Annotated in this window: 16 protein-coding genes and 1 pseudogene; 5 read left to right on the top strand and 12 right to left on the bottom strand. The window is 59.4% G+C overall.

Features of this window, described 5'->3' with window-relative positions:
* The first annotated feature begins 13 nt into the window (after positions 1–13).
* Positions 14–1,759, top strand: a complete 1,746-nt coding sequence (gene nagE, locus ACZ0A4_RS00195) for an N-acetylglucosamine-specific PTS transporter subunit IIBC (RefSeq protein ID WP_463572595.1) — start codon at positions 14–16, stop codon at positions 1,757–1,759.
* A gap of 50 nt (positions 1,760–1,809) precedes the next feature.
* Here the strand turns inward: nagE and ACZ0A4_RS00190 are convergent, their stop codons facing one another.
* From ACZ0A4_RS00190 to purL, 4 genes and pseudogenes are all read right to left on the bottom strand, one after another.
* Positions 1,810–2,106 carry a hypothetical protein gene (locus ACZ0A4_RS00190; RefSeq protein WP_463572594.1) on the bottom strand — a complete coding sequence of 99 codons (297 nt, stop codon included), beginning with the start codon at positions 2,104–2,106 and terminating at the stop codon, positions 1,810–1,812.
* 224 nt (positions 2,107–2,330) lie between these two features.
* A pseudogene (locus ACZ0A4_RS00185) lies at positions 2,331–2,690 on the bottom strand (DUF6124 family protein).
* Between the two features lie 1,226 nt (positions 2,691–3,916).
* Complete coding sequence (locus ACZ0A4_RS00180; protein WP_042607740.1) at positions 3,917–4,228, bottom strand: YqfO family protein; 312 nt, start codon at positions 4,226–4,228, stop codon at positions 3,917–3,919.
* 5 nt (positions 4,229–4,233) lie between these two features.
* Positions 4,234–8,130 (bottom strand): phosphoribosylformylglycinamidine synthase, encoded by a 3,897-nt coding sequence (gene purL / locus ACZ0A4_RS00175; RefSeq protein WP_463572593.1) that lies wholly within the window; start codon positions 8,128–8,130, stop codon positions 4,234–4,236.
* 285 nt (positions 8,131–8,415) lie between these two features.
* Here purL and mltF point away from each other — a divergent pair, with 285 nt between their 5' ends.
* On the top strand, positions 8,416–9,876 hold the full coding sequence (gene mltF, locus ACZ0A4_RS00170) for a membrane-bound lytic murein transglycosylase MltF (RefSeq protein ID WP_463572592.1): 1,461 nt from the start codon (positions 8,416–8,418) through the stop codon (positions 9,874–9,876).
* 126 nt (positions 9,877–10,002) lie between these two features.
* Here the strand turns inward: mltF and pdxJ are convergent, their stop codons facing one another.
* The 8 genes from pdxJ to lptF all read right to left on the bottom strand — a co-directional run bounded on the left by pdxJ (position 10,003) and on the right by lptF (position 18,408).
* On the bottom strand, positions 10,003–10,749 hold the full coding sequence (pdxJ, locus tag ACZ0A4_RS00165) for a pyridoxine 5'-phosphate synthase (RefSeq protein ID WP_047292711.1): 747 nt from the start codon (positions 10,747–10,749) through the stop codon (positions 10,003–10,005).
* A gap of 39 nt (positions 10,750–10,788) precedes the next feature.
* Entirely contained in the window at positions 10,789–11,478 is a 690-nt protein-coding gene (gene recO / locus ACZ0A4_RS00160) for a DNA repair protein RecO (RefSeq protein WP_463572591.1), read from the bottom strand.
* A 167-nt stretch (positions 11,479–11,645) separates the two neighbouring features.
* Positions 11,646–12,548 carry a GTPase Era gene (era, locus tag ACZ0A4_RS00155; RefSeq protein ID WP_016771562.1) on the bottom strand — a complete coding sequence of 301 codons (903 nt, stop codon included), beginning with the start codon at positions 12,546–12,548 and terminating at the stop codon, positions 11,646–11,648.
* Entirely contained in the window at positions 12,541–13,230 is a 690-nt protein-coding gene (gene rnc, locus ACZ0A4_RS00150) for a ribonuclease III (protein WP_016986099.1), read from the bottom strand. The genes era and rnc overlap by 8 nt, the downstream gene beginning before the upstream one ends.
* A 169-nt stretch (positions 13,231–13,399) precedes the next feature.
* Complete coding sequence (gene lepB / locus ACZ0A4_RS00145) at positions 13,400–14,254, bottom strand: signal peptidase I (RefSeq protein ID WP_007909027.1); 855 nt, start codon at positions 14,252–14,254, stop codon at positions 13,400–13,402.
* A 5-nt stretch (positions 14,255–14,259) separates the two neighbouring features.
* The gene (lepA, locus tag ACZ0A4_RS00140) at positions 14,260–16,059 is read right to left on the bottom strand and encodes a translation elongation factor 4 (RefSeq protein ID WP_038357686.1); all 1,800 of its coding nucleotides are present in this window, start codon (positions 16,057–16,059) and stop codon (positions 14,260–14,262) included.
* 173 nt (positions 16,060–16,232) lie between these two features.
* Entirely contained in the window at positions 16,233–17,294 is a 1,062-nt protein-coding gene (lptG, locus tag ACZ0A4_RS00135) for an LPS export ABC transporter permease LptG (RefSeq protein ID WP_141128896.1), read from the bottom strand.
* On the bottom strand, positions 17,287–18,408 hold the full coding sequence (gene lptF, locus ACZ0A4_RS00130; RefSeq protein ID WP_463572589.1) for an LPS export ABC transporter permease LptF: 1,122 nt from the start codon (positions 18,406–18,408) through the stop codon (positions 17,287–17,289). Before lptF ends, lptG begins: the two co-directional genes overlap by 8 nt.
* Before the next feature lie 576 nt (positions 18,409–18,984).
* On the opposite strand from lptF, the gene ACZ0A4_RS00125 reads away from it, so the two are divergent.
* The 3 genes from ACZ0A4_RS00125 to ACZ0A4_RS00115 are packed head-to-tail and all read left to right on the top strand — an operon-like array spanning position 18,985 to position 21,365.
* Positions 18,985–20,475: a leucyl aminopeptidase gene (locus ACZ0A4_RS00125; RefSeq protein ID WP_463572588.1), complete on the top strand. Its 1,491-nt coding sequence runs from the start codon at positions 18,985–18,987 to the stop codon at positions 20,473–20,475.
* 57 nt (positions 20,476–20,532) lie between these two features.
* Positions 20,533–20,961, top strand: a complete 429-nt coding sequence (locus ACZ0A4_RS00120) for a DNA polymerase III subunit chi (RefSeq protein WP_064118423.1) — start codon at positions 20,533–20,535, stop codon at positions 20,959–20,961.
* Between the two features lie 8 nt (positions 20,962–20,969).
* A complete protein-coding gene (locus ACZ0A4_RS00115) occupies positions 20,970–21,365 on the top strand; it encodes a DNA polymerase III subunit chi (RefSeq protein ID WP_463572587.1) in 396 nt (131 codons plus the stop codon).
* Positions 21,366–21,538: the final 173 nt, after the last annotated feature.

Below are 21,538 nucleotides of genomic sequence, written 5' to 3'. Positions count from 1 at the left end.
AAGGACAAACGCCATGTACCAACTCTTTATTGAAGGCCTGCAACGCCTCGGCCGCGCGCTGATGCTGCCGATCGCGATCCTGCCGATTGCCGGCCTGCTGCTGCGTCTGGGTGACACTGATCTGCTGAACATCGCGATCATTCACGATGCCGGCCAAGTGATCTTTGCCAACCTGGCAATGATCTTCGCCATCGGCATCGCCGTCGGTTTCGCCAAGGACAACAACGGCACCGCCGGCCTCGCCGGGGTAATCGGTTATCTGGTGATGATCTCCACACTGAAGGTGCTCGACGCGAGCATCAACATGGGCATGCTCGCCGGTATCGTCAGCGGCCTGATGGCGGGCGCGCTGTACAACCGCTTCAAGGACATAAAGTTGCCGGAGTATCTGGCGTTCTTTGGTGGGCGACGCTTTGTGCCGATCGTCACCGGGTTTGCGGCGGTCGGCCTGGGCGTGGTGTTCGGCTATATCTGGCCGCCAATCCAGCACGGCATCAACAGCTTCGGCGCGCTGATGATGGAAAGCGGCAGCATCGGCGCGTTCGTCTTTGGCGTGTTCAACCGCCTGCTGATCGTCACCGGCCTGCACCACATCCTCAACAACATGGCGTGGTTCGTGTTCGGCAACTTCACCGATCCAACCACAGGCGCTCTGGTGACCGGCGACCTGTCGCGCTACTTCGCCGGCGACCCGAAGGGCGGCCAGTTCATGACCGGCATGTTCCCGATGATGATCTTCGGCCTGCCGGCGGCATGCCTGGCGATGTACCGCAATGCGCTGCCGGAGCGCCGCAAAGTCATGGGCGGGATTTTCCTGTCGATGGCACTGACCTCGTTTCTGACCGGGGTGACTGAGCCGATTGAATTCGCCTTCATGTTTTTGGCGCCGTTGTTGTATCTGCTGCATGCGCTGCTGACCGGGTTGTCGATGGCGATCACCAACGCGCTGAACATTCACCTCGGTTTCACCTTCTCCGGCGGCTTCATCGACATGGTGTTGGGCTGGGGGCGCTCGACCAATGGCTGGCTGGTGATCCCGGTCGGGCTGGCCTATGCCGTGGTGTATTACGCGGTGTTTGATTTCTGTATTCGTCGTTTCAATTTGAAGACGCCGGGGCGTGAGGACGTCGCTGTCAGTGAAAAAGCCGTGTTGACTGAGAACGAGCGCGCCAGTGCCTACATCAAGGCGTTGGGCGGTGCTGAAAATCTGCTGACGGTTGGCGCCTGCACCACGCGGTTGCGCTTGGAAATGGTCGATCGCAACAAAGCGTCCGATGCTGATTTGAAAGCGTTGGGGGCGATGGCGGTTGTGCGACCGGGCAAGGGCGGTAGTTTGCAGGTGGTGGTGGGGCCGATGGCGGACAGCATTGCGGATGAGATTCGCCTCGCCATGCCTTCACTGGGGCGTGCGGTACTGGTTGAAACCGCTGTTGTTGCTGAAGAGCCGAAAGCTTTTGTAGTCGCGAGTTCGGAAGCGCAGCAATGGCTGAATGCACTGGGTGGCGGCGACAACGTGCTGCAACTGGATTGCATTGCCATGAGCCGGATTCGCTTGTTGCTAGCAGATGGCAATGCTCTGTCCGACGCGCAGTTGAAAGAGCTGGGTTGTCAGGGTGTCAGCCAGTTGGAGGGTGGGGTTTGGCACTTGTTAGTGGGTGACAAAGCTGCGAGTTTGAGTGGAGCACTTGAAGCTCTGCTCAATCGCAGTGAGCCAAGTGCGAAGGTTTTACCCGCAATAAAAGTCCAACAGCCTTACTGACCCATGAAAAGCCGCCGGGCTATGAAGCACAGCGGCTTTTTTATCGGCAGTTACTTCGCTGCAACAACAGTAAACGTACGAGTAGATGACATACCGGCGCTTCCTTTGGCCATAACCGAATGAGTACCCAGCATCAGACCCGTCAGGTGAAAATCCCAGCGTCCTGCAGCACTGACAACTACTTGCCCCCTCAAAACAGCACCATCGAAGATTTCAACTTTTTCTCCAGCAACTGCAACCCCGCTCAATAGCACAGAAGTTGCCGAGGTGGCGCCACCGTTGGGAATCTCTCCCTTATCGTCTCTCACAGAGGTGATGACTGGCACAACTTTTTTTTCAGCAGACATAGTCAAGTTCCTTCTTACCCGTTTGGATGGAAGACTTATCTGACAGGAGTTGGAGGTATCGCGCCACTGTCAGAAATTACAGGTTAAGGGGTGTTTCCGATAAACGGTCAATGCCACATCTGCCACTGAGTTGAGCCGCGAACGTCAATCTCCAAAGTCATGCGCTTGAGCAGGCTCGCCCCTATCCCAATGGGGCCAGCTTGTTTGCGATGTCCCGGTATGGATCAGGTTTGCGGGTCTACCCGATCCAGTGCGCGATTTACCGCCAGTTCGGCGAGCATGACGATTTGCTGGATGCCTAATACGGTGCTGCGCTGAGAACCGTTTAGCTCATTGGCGAAGTTGCCGGCCGCGGTACTTGCAGAGGCTAATGACTCGCAAGCGTGGGCGAGCAGGCTTTCGGTGTCGACCTGCGGACAGACCATGAACATGGTGCTAGGCCGGCGTGGCTTTGCGGGTTCGGGGCACAGGTAGAAGTCGAGGGCGCGTTTGATGGCTTCGCGGTTTCGGGCCTAGTCTTCGGCGCGGAGGGCTTCTTCGAGTGGGGTTTGGGTTTCGGGTGGATCGGGTACGGGCTTAGTCATTGCAATGATCTCTAATTAATGATTGAAGCCATCACTGGTCGTTTCTCACGCGACGCAGAGGTGGCAGCTATGTGCGGAGTGAGAAACCGGTAAGAGATCAACCCGGCCGAACCGAAGTCCGCCCGCACACAGCCGCCATAGAACATCACCGGCAGCAAATGAGCTGGTGGCGATTATGGTGCTACTGACGTTTGATTAAAACCTCTTACCGGGTTCTCACACCCGATCACCGATTCGCGGTGACAGCCAAAGACTAGAGACCGCACGTCCGACGGACAACCTGAAAACCTTGTGGGAAGGTTCTGCTATTTCGACACAGCTTTAAACAGTCAAAAGCAAACCCTCACCCTAGCCCTCTCCCAGAGGGAGAGGGGACTGACCGAGGTGTTTGGTGGATGTACGCCGACGTGAAATACCGAGCCGAACTCAGATTCTCAAACAGATCAAAAGCCCCTCACCCTCCCCTCACCCAGAGGGCAATAGGACTGACCGAGGTGTTTGGTAAATGTACGCCGACGTGAAAGACCGAGTCGAATTCAGCTTCTGAAACAGATCAAAAGCCATCACCCTCCCCTCACCCAAAGGGAGAGGGGACCGAACAAGGTGTTTGGTGGATGTACGCAGACGTGAAATACCGAGTCGAATTCAGATCCTGAAAAGCCCACAAATCAGCTCCCTCTCCCTCTCCCTCAGGAGAGGGCTGGGCGGGCGGCGTTCCGATGAGGGCCGAATCCACCACAAAACCAACGCCGAACACTCCGTGCTCTTCACCACTCAATAGGCCGAGTGTCAGCTCGCCTGCTCTTGATCTTGATCCACAGGCCCCGTCGGCAGGCTGAGTGGAGGGATTTATCCGGGGGTGGGAGCGCAGCGACCGTTTGGCGCAGCCAAATGCATCGAGAGGAGGTGCAGCGAAGCAAACCGTAGGCGATGCGCCCGGATGAATTCCGGAGCGAAGGAACCCCGAGCTTTAGCGAGCGGGCCGAACGTTGGGGCACAGACCTTTGGTTCCTTTGGGGCGTTTGCCAAAGGGACTCGCTGTAAGAGCGAAACCGCCAGCGGCAACGCCCGAAGAAACGGATATGCACCCAGCCAGCCAGAACATGGTCGCCTGTCAGGGCGCCATCGCGAGCAGGCTCACTCCTACAGAAAAACAAATCGCAGGCAACAAAAAACCCGCAGACAATCACTCATCTACGGGTTTCCCGTTTCAGCAGCAAAAAAGATCAGAAATCTTCCAGCCGCCACACCTCATAAGCCGGTGTCTCATACGGGTGACTCAGCTTCAACGCCGCCACAACGGCAACGATCAACTCATCCGCCACCACCAGCTCAACCTTCCATTCCTCAACCCGCTCAACCTGCCCCGCCTCGCCAATGAACGGCTGACTCCCGTCCAGAGGTCGAAACTGGCCCAGACCGAGCACCTGCCAGGCACAGTGGTCATAGTCACCGATCCGCCCACCACCCGCAGCGAACACAGCCCCTTTGACCACCTCGACATGACTGTCAGGAACAAAAAACGCCAGCTTGTACACAGGCCTCAGTTAACCCACACACGCGCATTACGGAACATACGCATCCAGGGTGCGTCCTCGTTCCAGTCTTCCGAACGCCACGAGTTCTGCACCGCGCGGAACACACGCTCCGGGTGCGGCATCATGATCGTCACACGGCCATCGCGGCTGGTGAGACCGGTAATCCCGCGCGGCGAACCGTTCGGGTTGGCCGGATAACGCTCGGTGACCTTGCCATGGTTGTCGACAAAACGCATCGCCACACAACCCGACAGATCAGCTTCCAGCAATGCCTCTTCGCTGGAGAACTCGGCGTGACCTTCACCGTGAGCAATGGCGATCGGCATACGCGAACCGGCCATGCCCTGCAGGAAGATCGAGTTCGATTCCTGGATCTGCACCATCGCCACGCGCGCTTCGAACTGCTCGGAGCGGTTACGCACGAAGTGCGGCCAGAACTCGCTGCCCGGGATCAGCTCGTGCAGGTTGGACATCATCTGGCAACCGTTGCACACGCCAAGGGTAAAGCTGTCGTTACGCTCGAAGAAACCCTGGAACGCATCGCGGGCACGGCTATTGAACAGTGCCGACTTGGCCCAGCCTTCACCGGCGCCGAGCACGTCGCCGTAGGAGAAACCACCGCACGCCACCAGACCTTTGAACTCGTTCAGGTCGACACGGCCGGCGAGAATGTCGCTCATGTGCACATCGATCGCGTTGAAACCGGCGCGGTCGAACGCAGCCGCCATTTCCACCTGACCGTTGACGCCCTGCTCACGCAGCACAGCAACCTGAGGGCGGATGCCTTTCTTGATGTAAGGCGCGGCGATGTCCTGGTTGACGTCGTAGCTGAGCTTGACGCTCAGGCCCGGATTGTCTTCTTCCAGCAGCACGTCGAACTCTTGCTCGGCGCAATCGGCGTTGTCGCGCAGGCGCTGGATCTGGTAGCTGGTCTCGGCCCACTGACGTTGCAGCAGACGACGCTGGCCTTCGAACACGGTGTCACCGTTGAAGGTGATGTTGATCTGGCCATTGTTGATCGGCTGACCGATCACCGACACACAGTCACCCAGACCGGCCGCGCTGAATTGCGCGAGGATGTCTGGCGTGGCGTCCTGACGAACCTGGATGACCGCACCCAGCTCTTCGTTGAACAGAATGGCGGCGATATCGGCGGTGGTTTCAGCCAGACCGTCGAGGTTCAGGCTCAGACCGCAATGACCGGCGAAGGCCATTTCCACAACGGAGGTCAGCAGACCACCGTCGGAACGGTCGTGGTACGCCAGCAGATGACCGTCGGCGTTCAAGCCCTGGATTACCGCGAAGAAGGCTTTCAGGTCTTCAGCGTCATCGACGTCCGGCGCGTGCTTGCCGAGTTTGCCGTGAACCTGAGCAAGGATCGAAGCACCCATGCGGTTCTGACCACGACCGAGGTCGATCAGGATCAGGTCGGTGGTGCCCTTGTCCATGCGCAGTTCCGGGGTCAGGGTCTGACGGATGTCAGCCACTGGCGCGAAACCGGTCACGATCAGCGACATCGGCGAGGTCACGGTTTTTTCTTCGCCGTTGTCGTTCCAGCGAGTGGCCATGGACATCGAGTCCTTGCCCACCGGAATGGTAATGCCCAGCTCAGGGCACAGTTCCATACCGACCGCTTTCACGGTGTCGTACAGACGCGCGTCTTCGCCCGGGTGACCGGCAGCGGACATCCAGTTCGCCGACAGTTTGATGTCGGAGATCTTGTTGATGCGCGAAGCAGCAATGTTGGTCAGGGTTTCGCCGATGGCCATGCGGCCCGACGCCGGAGCGTCCAGCAGTGCCAGCGGAGTCCGCTCGCCCATCGCCATCGCTTCACCGGTGTAGACGTCGAAGCTGGTGGCGGTGACAGCAACGTCGGCCACCGGAACCTGCCACGGGCCGACCATTTGGTCACGGGCCACGAGACCGGTGATGGTGCGGTCGCCGATGGTGATCAGGAAGCTCTTGCTCGCCACGGCCGGGTGATGCAGAACGCGCTCGATGCTTTCGCTGATGTCGAGGTTCGACGGATCGAAGTCATCGCCCAGCTCCGCTTCACGAACCACCGAACGGTGCATGCGTGGAGCCTTGCCCAGCAACACTTCCAGTGGCATGTCCACCGGGTTGTTGCCGAAGTGGCTGTCGGTCACGGTCAGTTGCGGTTCAGCGGTGGCTTCACCGACAACGGCAAACGGGCAACGCTCACGTTCGCAGATGGCCTGGAAGCGCTCGAAGTCTTCCGGGCCGACTGCCAGAACGTAACGTTCCTGGGATTCGTTGGACCAGATTTCGTGCGGGGCCATGCCCGGCTCGTCGTTTGGAATGTTGCGCAGTTCGAAACGGCCACCGCGGTCGCCGTCGTTGACCAGTTCCGGGAACGCGTTGGACAGGCCGCCCGCGCCGACGTCGTGAATGAAGCTGATCGGGTTCTTGTCACCCAGTTGCCAGCAACGGTCGATGACTTCCTGGCAGCGACGCTCCATTTCAGGGTTTTCACGCTGTACGGAAGCGAAGTCGAGATCCGCCGAGCTGGTGCCGGTGGCCATCGAGGAAGCGGCGCCGCCACCCAGGCCGATCAACATCGCCGGGCCGCCGAGGACGATCAGCTTGGAGCCAACCACGATCTCGCCTTTCTTGACGTGTTCTTCACGGATGTTGCCCATGCCGCCAGCAAGCATGATTGGCTTGTGGTAACCGCGAACTTCGTCACCGTGCGGGGTGGTGATCGACTGTTCGAAGGTACGGAAGTAGCCGGTCAGGGCCGGACGACCGAATTCGTTGTTGAACGCGGCGCCGCCGAGCGGGCCTTCAATCATGATGTCCAGCGCGGTGACGATGCGCTCAGGCTTGCCGTACGGCACTTCCCACGGCTGTTCAAAGCCTGGGATCTGCAGGTTCGACACGGTGAAACCGGTCAGGCCAGCCTTTGGCTTGGCGCCACGGCCGGTTGCACCTTCGTCACGGATCTCGCCGCCGGAACCGGTCGACGCGCCCGGGAACGGGGCGATCGCGGTCGGGTGGTTGTGGGTTTCAACCTTCATCAGGATGTGCACCGGCTCCTGCACCGCGCCGTACTGGCGGGTTTCAGGGTTCGGGAAGAAACGGCCAGCGACGTTGCCGACGATCACCGAGGCGTTGTCCTTATAAGCCGACAGAACGCCTTCGCTGTGCATCACGTAGGTGTTCTTGATCATGCCGAACAGGCTTTTTTCCTGGTTCTCACCATCAATATCCCAACTGGCGTTGAAGATCTTGTGGCGGCAATGCTCGGAGTTGGCCTGGGCGAACATCATCAGTTCGATGTCGTGCGGGTTGCGCTTCAAGCCATTGAAGGCGTCGACCAGATAGTCGATCTCGTCTTCGGCCAGGGCCAGGCCCAGCTCGGTGTTGGCTTTTTCCAGCGCAGCGCGACCGCCACCGAGGATATCAATCGCAGTCAGCGGCTTCGGCTCGGCGTGGCTGAACAGACCGGCGGCCTGTTCGAGGTTGGCCAGCACGATCTGGGTCATGCGGTCATGCAATACGTCGGCAATCTGCTGGGCTTCGGCGTCGCTGAACTGACCGGCCACGTAGAACGCGATACCGCGCTCCAGACGCTGGATCTTGCTCAGGCCGCAGTTGCGGGCGATGTCGCTGGCCTTGCTCGACCATGGCGAGATGGTGCCGAAACGCGGCAACACCAGAAACAGACGACCGGTCGGCTCTTGTACCGGAACGCTTGGGCCGTACTTCAGAAGGCGCGCTAGCACCTGCTGTTCGTCGCCGGTCAGGACGCCGGTGACTTCGGCGAAGTGAGCGAATTCAGCATACAGGCCGCTGACAGCTGGAACCTTCTGGCTCAGTTGCTCAAGGAGTTTGCTGTGGCGAAAGGCAGAAAGGGCAGGAGCGCCGCGCAGGATCAACATCTTCGGGACAGCCTCGGGAAGGGGTGTGCTTTGAGGCCGTGCATTCTAGCCTAAACCGCCCTCAACATCACCCGAAACGCTACGCACGGTTGCACTCGGGTATCAATCTGTGTTTCCGACTTCAGAGTCAGGTAAATCAGCTATTCAGAGGCCGCTTATTTTTACTGTAACAAAAAGCCGTAAAGGCCCGTTTCTGCGGGGTTTAGCTCGGTTTTGTGATCGCTAGCAGACTCGCCCTGCACTGTCGAGATATGGCGCCCGTGGCCGTTTGCGTATACTGCGCAGATGTTTTTCCCAACGGCTTTGCGTCCGCGGTACGCCAAATGGCTGATCGCAACCGGACTCTTCCTGATGCTCGGTGGCTGTGTTGATAAACCCAACACACTCGAGCGCGTAAAGGAGGATGGTGTGCTGCGGGTGATTACCCGTAACAGCCCCGCCACCTACTTTCAGGATCGCAGCGGTGAAACCGGCTTCGAATACGAGCTGGTGAAGCGCTTCGCCGACGATTTGGGTGTCGAGCTGAAGATCGAGACCGCCGACAACCTCGACGACCTGTTCGACCAGATCGGCAAGCCGAACGGCCCGGTGCTGGCCGCCGCGGGTCTGGTCAGCAGCGAACAGCGCAAGCAGCAGGTGCGCTTCTCGCACTCCTACCTTGAAGTCACCCCGCAGATCATCTATCGCAATGGCCAGTCGCGGCCGACCGAGCCCGGTGATCTGGCCGGCAAAAAGATCATGGTGCTTAAAGGCAGCACCCACGCCGAGCAATTGGCCGAGCTGAAAAAGAAATTCCCCGGTATTGAATACGAAGAGTCCGACGCGGTTGAAGTGGTCGACCTGCTGCGCATGGTCGATGAAGGTCAGATTGACCTGACTCTGGTCGATTCCAACGAAGTGGCGATGAATCAGGTGTACTTCACCAACATTCGCGTGGCCTTCGACCTCGGCGATGCGCGCAGTCAGAGCTGGGCGGTTGGCCCGGGCGAAGACAACAGCCTGCTCAACGAAATCAACGCGTATCTCGACAAAGTGCAGAAGAACGGCACGTTGCAACGCTTGAAGGATCGTTATTACGGCCACGTCGATGTGCTTGGCTATATGGGCGCTACGACCTTCGCCCAGCACTTGCAGCAGCGCCTGCCGAAATACGAACAGCACTTCAAGAACTACGCGAAAAAAGAGAAAGTCGACTGGCGCCTGCTGGCTGCAATCGGCTACCAGGAATCGTTGTGGCAACCGACCGTCACCTCGAAAACCGGTGTGCGCGGGCTGATGATGCTGACCCAGAACACCGCGCAGGCGATGGGCGTATCCAACCGTCTCGATCCAAAGCAAAGCATCATGGGCGGGGCGAAATACCTGGCTTACATGAAGGATCAGCTCGACGATTCGATCAAGGAACCGGATCGCACCTGGTTCGCCCTGGCGGCGTACAACGTCGGCAGCGGCCATCTGGATGACGCGCGCAAGCTGACGGCCAAGGAAGGGTTGAATCCGGACAAGTGGCTGGACGTGAAGAAGATCCTGCCGCGCCTGTCGCAAAAGCAGTGGTACAGCAAAACTCGCTATGGCTACGCCCGGGGCGGCGAGCCGGTGCACTTTGTGGCGAACATTCGTCGTTATTACGACATTCTGACTTGGGTGACGCAGCCGCAACTTGAGGGTGATCAGGTGGCTGAGGGCAATCTGCATGTGCCGGGCATCGACAAATCAAAACCCGCGCAAGAGCCTGCCCCGCTCTAATTAACACCCAAAATCAAATGTGGGAGCGAGCTTGCTCGCGAATGCAGTGTGTCAGTCAACGAATATGTCGGCTGACACTGCGCCTTCGCGAGCAAGCTCGCTCCCACAGGGGTCATGCGTTGACCTTTAGCCTTTCAACGCAGCGGCCAGGATCAGCGCTTTCATCTCGGATACCGCAGACTTGAAGCCCACGAACAACGCATGCGCCACCAGCGCGTGGCCGATGTTCAGTTCGTTGATGCCCTTGATCGCCGCCACCGCTTCAACGTTGTGGTAATGCAAGCCATGACCGGCATTGACGATCAGACCCTGGGCCAGACCAAACGCTACGCCATCCGCCACACGCTTTAGCTCTTCAGCGACTTCAGTCGGCGTTTCTGCATCGGCGTAACGCCCGGTGTGCAGTTCGATGGCCGGCGCACCGACACGCTTCGACGCCGCAATCTGCCGCTCGTCGGCATCGATGAACAGCGACACTTCGCTGCCGATCTTCGACAGACGCTCAACCGCAGCCTTGATCCGCTCTTCCTGCCCCGCGACATCCAGGCCACCTTCAGTGGTCAGCTCCTGACGGGTTTCCGGGACCAGGCAGATGTGCGCCGGCCGGATGCGCTCGGCGAACGCCATCATTTCTTCAGTGACGCCCATTTCGAAGTTCATGCGGGTTTGCAGCACATCCTTGAGCAGCAGAACGTCGCGCTCCTGAATGTGCCGACGGTCTTCGCGCAGGTGCACGGTGATGCCGTCGGCACCCGCCTCTTCCGCGTCCAGCGCAGCCTTGACCGGATCCGGATAGCGCGTGCCACGGGCCTGACGCAGGGTGGCGACGTGGTCGATGTTCACGCCAAGAAGAATGCGATTGCTGGTGGTCACGGATGCGCTCCTGAATTGAGAGATTCGGCGCACAGCATATCAGGGCTTGCGAAACAGCTCGCGACTTACGAGGGGGCGACCGCCCAGGTGAACGGCCAGTGCCTGACGCATCAGGCGCTTGGCGGCGGACAGCGCGCCGGGGGCGGTCCAGTCGGCTTCGGCCATAGCCAGCAGTTCAACGCCGTTGAACAGGCCCGGTTGCAGCAGGAAGACCCGTTCAAGTCCCGCATCCACTTGCAGGCGATAGAGACCGTCTGCCGCGACGGGTTCGCCATGGATATCGGTGTTCAGCGAGAAGCCATAACCGAGATCGTCCAGCAGGCGCCATTCGAAAGAGCGCAGCAGCGGCTCCAGCGGTCGACCCTCTGCCAGTGCCAGCAGAGTCGCGGCGTAGTGATCGAATACGCCCGGATGGGGATCTTCAGCGGGCAGCAGACGGATCAGCAATTCATTCAGATAGAGACCGCTGAACAACGCTTCACCATTGAGCCACGCTGAAGTGCCGGAGCTTTCCATGCGCCCGACATTCTTCAACTCGCCCTTGCCACGGAACTCGACTTCCAGCGCCACAAACGGTCGCGCCAATGTCCCGGCCTTGCCCCGTGCACTGCGCAACACCGCCCGCAGCCGACCTTGCGGCGTGAGGAAGTCGACCAGCGCGCTGGTTTCTCGGTAGGCGCGGGAGTGCAGGACGTAGGCGGGTTGGGCGGGAGGCGGGTTTGAGGACATGGAACTCTCATGGATAAAACGCGGTTTTATATTCACCCCAAAACCACTGTGGGAGCGAGCTTGCTCGCGAATTCGGTGTGACAGTCAACATCAATGCTGAATGTTACATCCCCTTCGCGAGCAAGCTCGCTCCCACAGGTTTTTTCGGTGTTGCGACAACCGCGTATTTACAGGTCGCCGTAACCCAGCGAACGCAATGCACGCTCGTCGTCAGACCAGCCGCCCTTCACCTTGACCCACAGGTTGAGCATGATCTTGGAGTCGAACAGCAGCTCCATATCCTTGCGCGCTTCGGTGCCGATACGCTTGATGCGCTCGCCCTTGTCGCCAATGATGATCTTCTTCTGGCCGTCACGCTCAACGAGGATCAGAGCGTGGATGTGCAGGGTCTTGCCCTGCTGCTTGAACTCTTCGATTTCCACAGTGATCTGGTACGGCAGCTCGGCGCCCATCTGGCGCATGATTTTCTCGCGTACCAGTTCCGCGGCGAGGAAACGGCTGCTGCGGTCGGTGATCTGGTCTTCCGGGAAGAAGTGATCGTTCTCCGGCAGGTGATCGGCGATAACCTTTTCCAGCGCTTCGAGGTTATGCCCGTGCTGTGCGGAGATCGGAATGATCTGCGCGTTCGGCAGTTGTTCCTGCAACCAGCTGAGGTGCGGCATCAGCTCGGCTTTGTCTTCGATGCGGTCGGTCTTGTTCAGCGCGACGATCAGCGGGCCGGTCACGTACTGCACGCGCTCCAGGACCATCTGGTCTTCGTCGGTCCACTTGGTGCGGTCGACGACAAAGATCACCACGTCGACGTCTTTCAACGCCGCCGAAGCGGTCTTGTTCATGTAACGGTTCAGAGCCTTTTCGCCACCCTTGTGCATGCCGGGGGTGTCGACGTAGATCGCTTGCACGTCACCTTCGGTCTTGATCCCGAGCATGTTGTGGCGAGTGGTCTGCGGCTTGCGCGAAGTGATCGCGAGCTTCTGGCCAAGGATGTGGTTCAGCAACGTCGACTTACCGACGTTGGGACGGCCGACGATGGCAACATAGCCACAGCGAGTTGCGTTTGTATCAGTCATTGCCATTCTCCACGCCCAGGGCAATCAGTGCTGCGGCGGCCGCTACCTGTTCGGCAATACGACGACTCACACCCTGACCTCGGCTTTTTTCATTCAGTAAGACAACTTCGCACTCGACGAAGAAGGTTCGGCAGTGCGGCTCGCCCTGGATATCCACCACTTCATAGCGTGGCAGATCGCAACCGCGCGATTGCAGGTGTTCCTGCAGGCGGGTTTTCGGATCCTTGTTGGTGTCGACCAGCGTCAGGCCTTCGAACTCACCAGCCAGCCAGGCCAGCACGCGCTCACGCGCCATGTCCATGCCGGCATCGAGGTAGATCGCGCCGATCAAGGCTTCGAGGGCATCGGCCAGAATCGATTCGCGACGGAAACCGCCGCTTTTCAACTCGCCGGAACCGAGTCGCAGGTAATCGCCAAGGTCGAAACCACGCGCCAGTACGGCCAGCGTCTCACCCTTTACCAAACGTGCGCGCAAACGCGACAACTGGCCTTCGCGGGCCAGCGGGAAGCGATCGAACAGCGCCTCGCCAGCGACGAAGTTGAGGATGGCATCGCCGAGGAATTCCAGGCGTTCGTTGTTGCGCCCGGCAAAACTGCGGTGCGTCAGGGCCAGCAGCATCAGCTCCTGATCCTTGAAGGTGTAACCGAGCTGGCGCTCGAGACGGCTTAGAGAAACGCTCACGGTTTACCCACGCTGAGTTCGTGGCTGGATTCCACTGCCATCGCCGGGATGCGGCGCAGGCCTGGGACAATTAACGCTGTGTTCAAAAATTAAATCCTGGCGATTGCGAAGCCGATTGTGCCGGCTCCAGAAATGCATTCGGCGCTGTGGTCAACAGCGCCGTGTGTGATTACTTGATCAGGCCAACCCGCGAGAAATTCGGCAGGTGACTGAGTTTCGGTTCCGGCCAGCTCATCCAGACCGCGAAGGCCTTGCCGACGATATTCTGGTCGGGAACCATGCCCAGCAGGTCCTTGGGAATGTTCGGATCATCCCAATAGCGACTGTCATTCGAGTTGTCGCGGTTGTCGCCCATCATGAAGTAGTGCCCGGCAGGCACTGTCCACGAGCGGTCCGGCGTGGCGCGGTAGCGGCTCATTTCCTTGCGGATCAGATGCTCGGCGGCACCCAGTTTTTCTTTGTACAGTTCGGCGCTGCCCAGCGTGCCCGGCTCGGCGCCGACCATCTGCTCGGCAATCGACTCGCCATTCACAAACAGACGCTTGTCGGCGGTGTAACGCACCGTGTCACCCGGCAGACCGACCACACGCTTGATGTAGTTGACGTTCGGATCGCTCGGATAGCGGAACACCATCACATCGCCGCGCTGCGGATCACCGACCTCGATGATTTTCTTGTCGATCACCGGCAGGCGGATCCCGTAAGAAAACTTGTTCACCAGAATGAAGTCGCCGACGTCCAGAGTTGGTTTCATCGAGCCCGAAGGAATCTGGAACGGCTCCACGAGGAACGAACGCAGCACCAGCACGATGAACAACACCGGGAAGAACGACTTGCCGTATTCAACCAGCAGCGGTTCTTTGTTCAGTTTTTCAACGACCACGCCGTCAGGCTGGCTGACACTGCCTTGATAAGAGGCAATGGCAGCACGCCGACGCGGAGCCAGGATCAACAGATCAAGCAACGCCAACAGGCCGCAGACGAACACGGCGATGACCAGCAACAGCGGGAAATTTAGTGACATAGGACCTAACTATCCAACCTGAGCACGGCAAGGAAGGCTTCTTGTGGAATTTCCACGTTGCCGACCTGCTTCATGCGTTTCTTACCGGCCTTTTGCTTCTCGAGCAGTTTCTTCTTACGGCTGACGTCACCACCGTAGCATTTGGCCAATACGTTCTTTCTGAGCGCCTTGACAGTCGTCCGGGCAACGATCTGACCACCGATGGCGGCCTGAATCGCTACGTCGAACATCTGACGAGGAATCAGTTCTTTCATCTTCTCGGTCAACTGGCGACCTTTGTAGTGCGAGTTGTCACGGTGCACGATCAATGCGAGGGCATCGACCTTGTCGCCGTTGATCAGCACGTCCAGTTTCACCAGATTAGCCGATTGGTAACGGTCGAAATGGTAATCCAGCGAAGCATAGCCGCGACTGGTGGATTTGAGACGGTCGAAGAAGTCCAGGACCACTTCGTTCATCGGCAGGTCGTAAGTGACTTGCACCTGATTGCCGAGGAACAGCATGTCGACTTGAACGCCACGCTTCTCGATGCACAGGGTGATGACGTTGCCCAGGTGTTCTTGCGGCACCAGGATATTGGCCCGCACGATTGGCTCGCGCATGTCTTCGATCGACGACACATCCGGAAGCTTGGATGGGTTGTCGACGTAAATCGTTTCACCGGTTTTCAGCACCAGTTCGAAAATTACCGTCGGTGCCGTGGTGATCAGGTCCAGGTCGTACTCGCGCTCGAGGCGCTCCTGGATGATTTCCATGTGCAGCATGCCGAGGAAGCCGCAACGGAAGCCGAAGCCCAGTGCGTCGGAGCTTTCCGGGGTGTATTGCAGCGACGAGTCGTTCAGCGTCAGCTTCTGCAGCGCTTCGCGGAAATCCTCGAAGTCGTCGGAGCTGACCGGGAACAGACCGGCGTAAACCTGTGGCTGGATGCGTTTGAAGCCGGGCAGCACTTCAACGTCCGGGGTCGAACTCAGGGTCAAGGTGTCACCGACCGGTGCACCGTGAATGTCCTTGATGCTGGCGATGATGAAGCCCACTTCGCCGGCCTTCAGATCCGAAGTAGCGGTGTGCTTAGGGTTGAACACGCCAACGCTGTCGACCAGATGGATCTTGCCGGTGGACTTGACGAGGATCTTGTCGCCCTTCTTCACGCGGCCATGACGTACACGCACCAGGGAGACAACGCCCAGGTAGTTGTCGAACCAGGAGTCGATGATCAACGCTTGCAGCGGATCTTCGATGTTGCCGGTTGGCGCAGGAATGGTGTGCACCAGACGCTCGAGCACTTCGTCGACACCCAGGCCGGTCTTGGCGCTACAGGTGACGGCATCGGTGGCGTCGATGCCGATGATCTTCTCGATCTCGTCCTTGACGCGATCAGGATCGGCCTGCGGCAGGTCGATCTTGTTCAGCACCGGCATGACCTCGAGGCCTTGCTCGATGGCGGTGTAGCAGTTGGCCACGGACTGAGCTTCAACGCCCTGACCGGCATCGACTACCAGCAAAGCACCTTCACACGCGGCCAGGGAACGGCTGACTTCATAGGTGAAGTCGACGTGGCCCGGGGTGTCAATGAAGTTCAGCTGATACTTGATGCCGTCTTTGGCGGTGTAATAGAGGGTAACGCTGTGGGCCTTGATGGTGATCCCGCGTTCACGCTCCAGATCCATGGAATCCAGTACCTGGGCTTCCATTTCACGCTCGGCCAGGCCGCCGCACATCTGGATGAAGCGATCGGCCAGCGTCGACTTGCCATGGTCAATGTGGGCGATGATGGAGAAATTGCGGATATGACTCAAATCACTCACGGATCAACACTCAAAAAGGCTGCAGGCATAGCCCGCCGAAAAATAGCCGGGAATTGTACCTGATACACGGCGCAAGCGTCACGTTCGCCTGTCACCCGGATTGCATGCAAAAACGCCCCGGTCTGTCGACCGAGGCGTTTTCGAGGTTTAAAGCACAGGTCAATCGGCTGTCATCAACCGGCTCTTCGCAGCAGCCAGACACCTGCCAGTGCACAGACACCGGCCGGCACCAGCACCGCGAACAGCGGCGAGAAACCGAACACCAGGCTCGACGGGCCAAGCAAATCCTGAACGATACGGAAGGTGAAGCCCACCAGCACGCCGGTGAACACGCGCTGGCCAAGGGTCACCGAGCGTAGCGGGCCGAAGATGAAGGAGATCGCCATCAGCACCAGTGCAGCGGTTACCAGCGGCTGCAACACCTTGACCCAAAATGCCAGCCAGTAACGACCGTTGCTCAGGCCTTGCTCGGACAGATAGTGGATGTAACCCCACAGACCGCTGATCGACAGCGATTCAGGGGCCATGACCACGGTACTGAGCAGTTGCGGGCTCAACGCCACATCCCATTGCTCGCTCGGGGCATTGACGACTTCAGTGCTGCGCTCATGGAACAGCGTGGTGGCAACGTCGGTGAGTTGCCACTTGGTGCCGTCAAACTCGGCCTTCTTGGCGAAGCTTGAACTCAGCAGATGGCGCTCCTTGTCGAAGTGATAGCGAGTCACGCCATACAACAGACCGTTCGGTTGCACGGCGTTGATGTGGATGAACTCCTCACCCTGACGGTGCCACATACCGTGCTTGGCGCTTTGCGCGTCGCCACTGCCCTGCGCCAGCGAGCGATTGGCCTGGGCCATGCTTTCGGTCGCCGGAGCGACGTATTCGCCGATCAGCACACCGGCCAGCATCAGCACCAGCATTGGCTTCATGACCGCCCAGACGATACGACCGATGGAAACACCTGCGGCGCGCATGACCGTCAGCTCACTGCTGCTGGCCAGACTGCCGAGGCCGATCAGGCAGCCGATCAACGCCGCCATCGGCAGCATTTCGTAGAGTCGACGTGGCGCTGTCAGCAGAACGAAGCTGAGGACATCGACCAGGGTGTAAGTGTCGCTGACGTCCCCCATTTCATCGATGAAGGCAAACAAGGTTGCCAGGCCGAGAATGATGGCCAGCACGGCGATGATCGCCATGAATACGCTGCTGCCGATGTAGCGGTCGAGTTTAACCACGGGCCACCTCCAGCGCAGCGGAACGACGGCTGGCCATTTTCAGGCGTAGCGGCTCCCAATAGAGCAGGCCGAGACCGATGACCAGGAAGATCGCGTGCACCCACCACAGGCCGAGGGCCGGCGGGATCTTGCCCTTCTCGAGGGCGCCGCGGGCGGCAATCAGGATGGTCAGGTAAGCCATATAAAGAAGAATCGCCGGCAGCAGCTTGAGGAAACGCCCTTGGCGCGGATTGACGCGCGACAGCGGCACCGCCATCAGGGTCACGATAAATACCAGCAGCGGCAGGGACAAACGCCATTGCAGTTCGGTTTTGGAGCGGATGTCATCGCTGCCCAGCAGAGACGAAGTCGGCATGGCGTCACGGTCGGTGACTTCTTCGCTGACGTCTGGCTTGGGCAACAGCACACCGTAGGTTTCGTAGTGAATAGCGCGATAATCGGCCTGACCCGGACTGCCGTCGTAACGATAGCCGTTATCGAGGATCAGGTAGCGATTGCCATCAGGACGCACTTCCTGACGGCCCTTTTCCGCCACCAGCACGGAAATCCCGCGATCCTTTTGATCGGCTCCGAGGTTCTTCTGCGAAATGAATACGCTGCCCAGATTGACGCGATCGTCGCTCAACGTCTCGGTGTAGGTCACCCGCGTACCGTCACGCAGGGCCTGGAAACGCCCTGGTTCGAGGGTATCGAACTCGGTCAGCGCGTCCTGCTTGTTCAGCAGCAACTGGAATTGATTGGCGCCTTGCGGGGCCAGGCCCAGACTCAGCCATGCCACGACCAGAGCGACCAGCGTCGCTGGAAACAAGGTCATGCGAAACAGCTTCTGCTGACTCATGCCGGTGGCCGAGAGCACCGTCATCTCGCTTTCCAGGTACAGGCGACCGTACGCCAGCAGGATGCCAAGGAACAGGCCCAGCGGCAGAATCAGTTGCAGAAACCCCGGCAGACGAAAGCCCATGATCAGGAACAGCGAGCCCGGATCGAGCTGGCCGGCAGCGGCCTGAGCGAGGTATTTGATGAAGCGACCGCTCATGATGATGACCAGCAGCACGGCACTCACGGCGCTGAGGGTCAGCAGGACTTCGCGGGACAGATAACGGAAGACGATCAAACCAGACACTCCAGGGTTGTCAGGCTAAGGCGGCCAAACAAGCAAACACATCGACCGGCCCGCAACGCAGAGCCGTCGAAAAAAGATGCGGCATTATCCTGTGATTGGGGGCGCCTGTCACTGCGCACACTCATCCATGTCTGTAATCCTTTGCAGATCGTACAACCTAGGGGGCGTTCTCAATTAGTTTTCACACCGCGCCGGGTCTGCTGTTGTGCAGGGCAAGGCGCGAGAAGCGTGGTTTGGTCATTCCAAATAAGCTTCGAGCAACGCAGCCCTGCACAACAGCAGGCCCGGCCCTTCGGGTTGTGCCTTAAAGCCGGCCAGTCTGCGTTGCAGGCCTTGGAAAGGGAACAACCATTCCCAGCGGCCCGCGCCTTGCCTGGCTGGCTTTAAGGCGACAACGCGGTGTGAAAACTAATTGAGAACGCCCCCTAGGGTTGTCAGGCGCGGGGAGCGAGGTTCAAACTGCGGCCCTTGTCGCAGGCTTTGGCCTGCGCCTCTTCTCTTTATAAGCAGGCGACTGCGGATACCGTCGAACGCCTGCGTGTTGACCATTCATTCAGGGATCCGGACATGGAACTGGTTGTAAAAAGCGTTAGCCCAGAAACGTTGAAAACCGCCACCCTGGTGGTTGCCGTCGGTGAAGGCCGCAAACTCGGGGTCGCGGCCAAACAAGTCGACGAACTGAGCGGTGGTGCAATCAGCGCCGTACTCAAGCGTGGCGATCTGGCCGGCAAGGTTGGCCAGAGCCTGTTGCTGCACAGCCTGCCAAACCTCAAAGCCGAACGTGTGCTGCTGGTCGGCGTGGGCAAGGATGAGGAACTGGGTGACCGTCCGTTCCGCAAAATCGTTGCCGGCATCCTCAACACCCTGAAGGGTCTGGGCGGCAGCGATGCCGTGCTGGCGCTGGATGAAGTTATTGTCAAAAACCGCGACAGCTACGGCAAAACCCGTCTGCTGGCGGAAACCCTGGTGGATGGCGAATACACCTTCGACCAGTTCAAGAGCCAGAAAGCCGAACCGCGCGCCCTGAAGAAAATCACCCTGCTGACCATCAAGGCAGCGCAAGCCGAAGTGCAGCGCGCGGTGAATCACGCCACTGCGATCGCCAACGGCATGGCGTTCACCCGCGATCTGGGCAACCTGCCGCCGAACATCTGCCACCCGACGTTCCTCGGCGAACAAGCGAAGAATCTGGGCAAAGAGTTCAAGGATCTGAAAGTCGAAGTCCTCGACGAGAAGAAAATCAAATCCTTGGGCATGGGTTCGTTCTATGCCGTCGGCCAGGGCAGCGCCCAGCCACCGCGCCTGATCGTCATGCAATACAACGGCGGCAAGAAATCCGAGAAGCCGTACGCCCTGGTCGGTAAAGGCATCACCTTCGACACTGGCGGTATCAGCCTGAAACCGGGCGCCGGCATGGACGAAATGAAATACGACATGGGCGGCGCTGCCTCCGTATTCGGTACCCTGCGTGCCGTGCTTGAGCTGAAGTTGCCGATCAACCTGGTGTGCATCCTCGCCTGCGCCGAGAACATGCCAAGCGGCAACGCCTCGCGCCCGGGCGACATCGTCACCACCATGAGCGGCCAGACTGTGGAAATCCTCAACACCGACGCCGAAGGCCGTCTGGTGCTGTGCGATGCGCTGACCTACTCCGAGCGCTTCAAGCCACAAGCGGTCATCGACATCGCCACCCTGACCGGCGCTTGCGTCGTTGCCTTGGGCGCCCACACCTCGGGCCTGCTGGGCAACAACGACGAACTGATCGGCCAACTGCTCAGCGCTGGTAAAGCTGCTGACGACCGCGCCTGGCAATTGCCGCTGTTCGACGAATACCAGGAGCAACTGGACAGCCCGTTCGCCGACATCGCCAACATCGGTGGCCCGAAAGCCGGCACCATCACCGCTGCGTGCTTCCTGTCGCGCTTCACCAAAAACCTCAACTGGGCGCACCTGGACATCGCGGGCACCGCGTGGACCAGCGGCGGCAAGGACAAGGGCGCCACTGGCCGTCCGGTGCCTCTGCTGACCCAGTACCTGCTGGATCGCGCCAAAGCCTGAACCCGCTGACGAGCGGCGTCATTTTCGAGTGACGCCGCTTGCTGCTCTGGAACCGCAATGACCAAAGTCGACTTCTATATCCTGCCCAGCGCCGATCCTTCGGCTCGCCTGGATTTTGCCTGCAAGCTCACCGAGAAAGCCTGGCGCATGGGCCATCGCATCTACCTGCATTGCAGCGATGCCGCCCAGCGTGACGACCTCGATGCGCGCCTGTGGGCGTTCAAGGGCGAAACGTTCGTGCCTCACGGCCCGGCTGACAGCGAACCGGATGGCTTGATTGTGCTGGGATTGGGTGACGACTGCGGTCAGCATCAGGATTTGCTGGTCAATCTCGACCTGAAAGTCCCGGCCTTCGCCAACAAATTCGCCCGGGTGGCGGAAGTGGTGGTGGAAGATCCGACGATTCGAGCGGCCGCGCGGGAGAGTTTCCGTTTCTACCGCGAACAGGGCTATCCTCTGCAAGATCACCGTTTACAGCGACTCTGAGCACTCCAATGGACACTCCGAAACCGCAACAAAAGTCCGCACACCTGTTGGATGATCTTGAATCGATCCGCCAGTTGCTCGGCGACGATAACCTGCAACCGCCACTGCTGACCGACACGGTCGATGACGGCGAACAGGAACAGATTCCGATGTTGTTCGATTCGGTCGGCAACGAGCCGGCCGCTGTCGAACCACCACCCGCGCCTGCCCCGGCACCCGCCGCGCAACCGGCTGCGACCGCCGCCAAAGGCCCGGACGCCCTGCTCCACCTCGACAGCGAACTGCGCGCCGCCGCGCAATTGATCATGCAAGACGTGATCGATGACTTCGCGCCGCACATCGAAACCGAAATCAAACGCCGCCTCGATGCGCGAATGGAACGCCTCCTCAGCCAATACGAATAACCCCCAATCCCCTGTGGGAGCCAGCCTGCTGGCGATAGCAGCACCTCGGTTTTTCTGAAAAACCGCAGTGCCTGCATCGCGAGCAGGCTCACTCCTACATTTAGATCTCCTCCGGGCCTCCCCCGCTCGCCCTCGGCCCCATGCCCCGCTATACTCGTCGGCTTTTCCTGAAT

It is taken from the genome of Pseudomonas sp. AC172 (assembly GCF_979258595.1).
The sequence above is the reverse complement of the archived record's forward strand: the minus strand, read 5'-3'. Positions and strand labels throughout refer to the sequence as shown.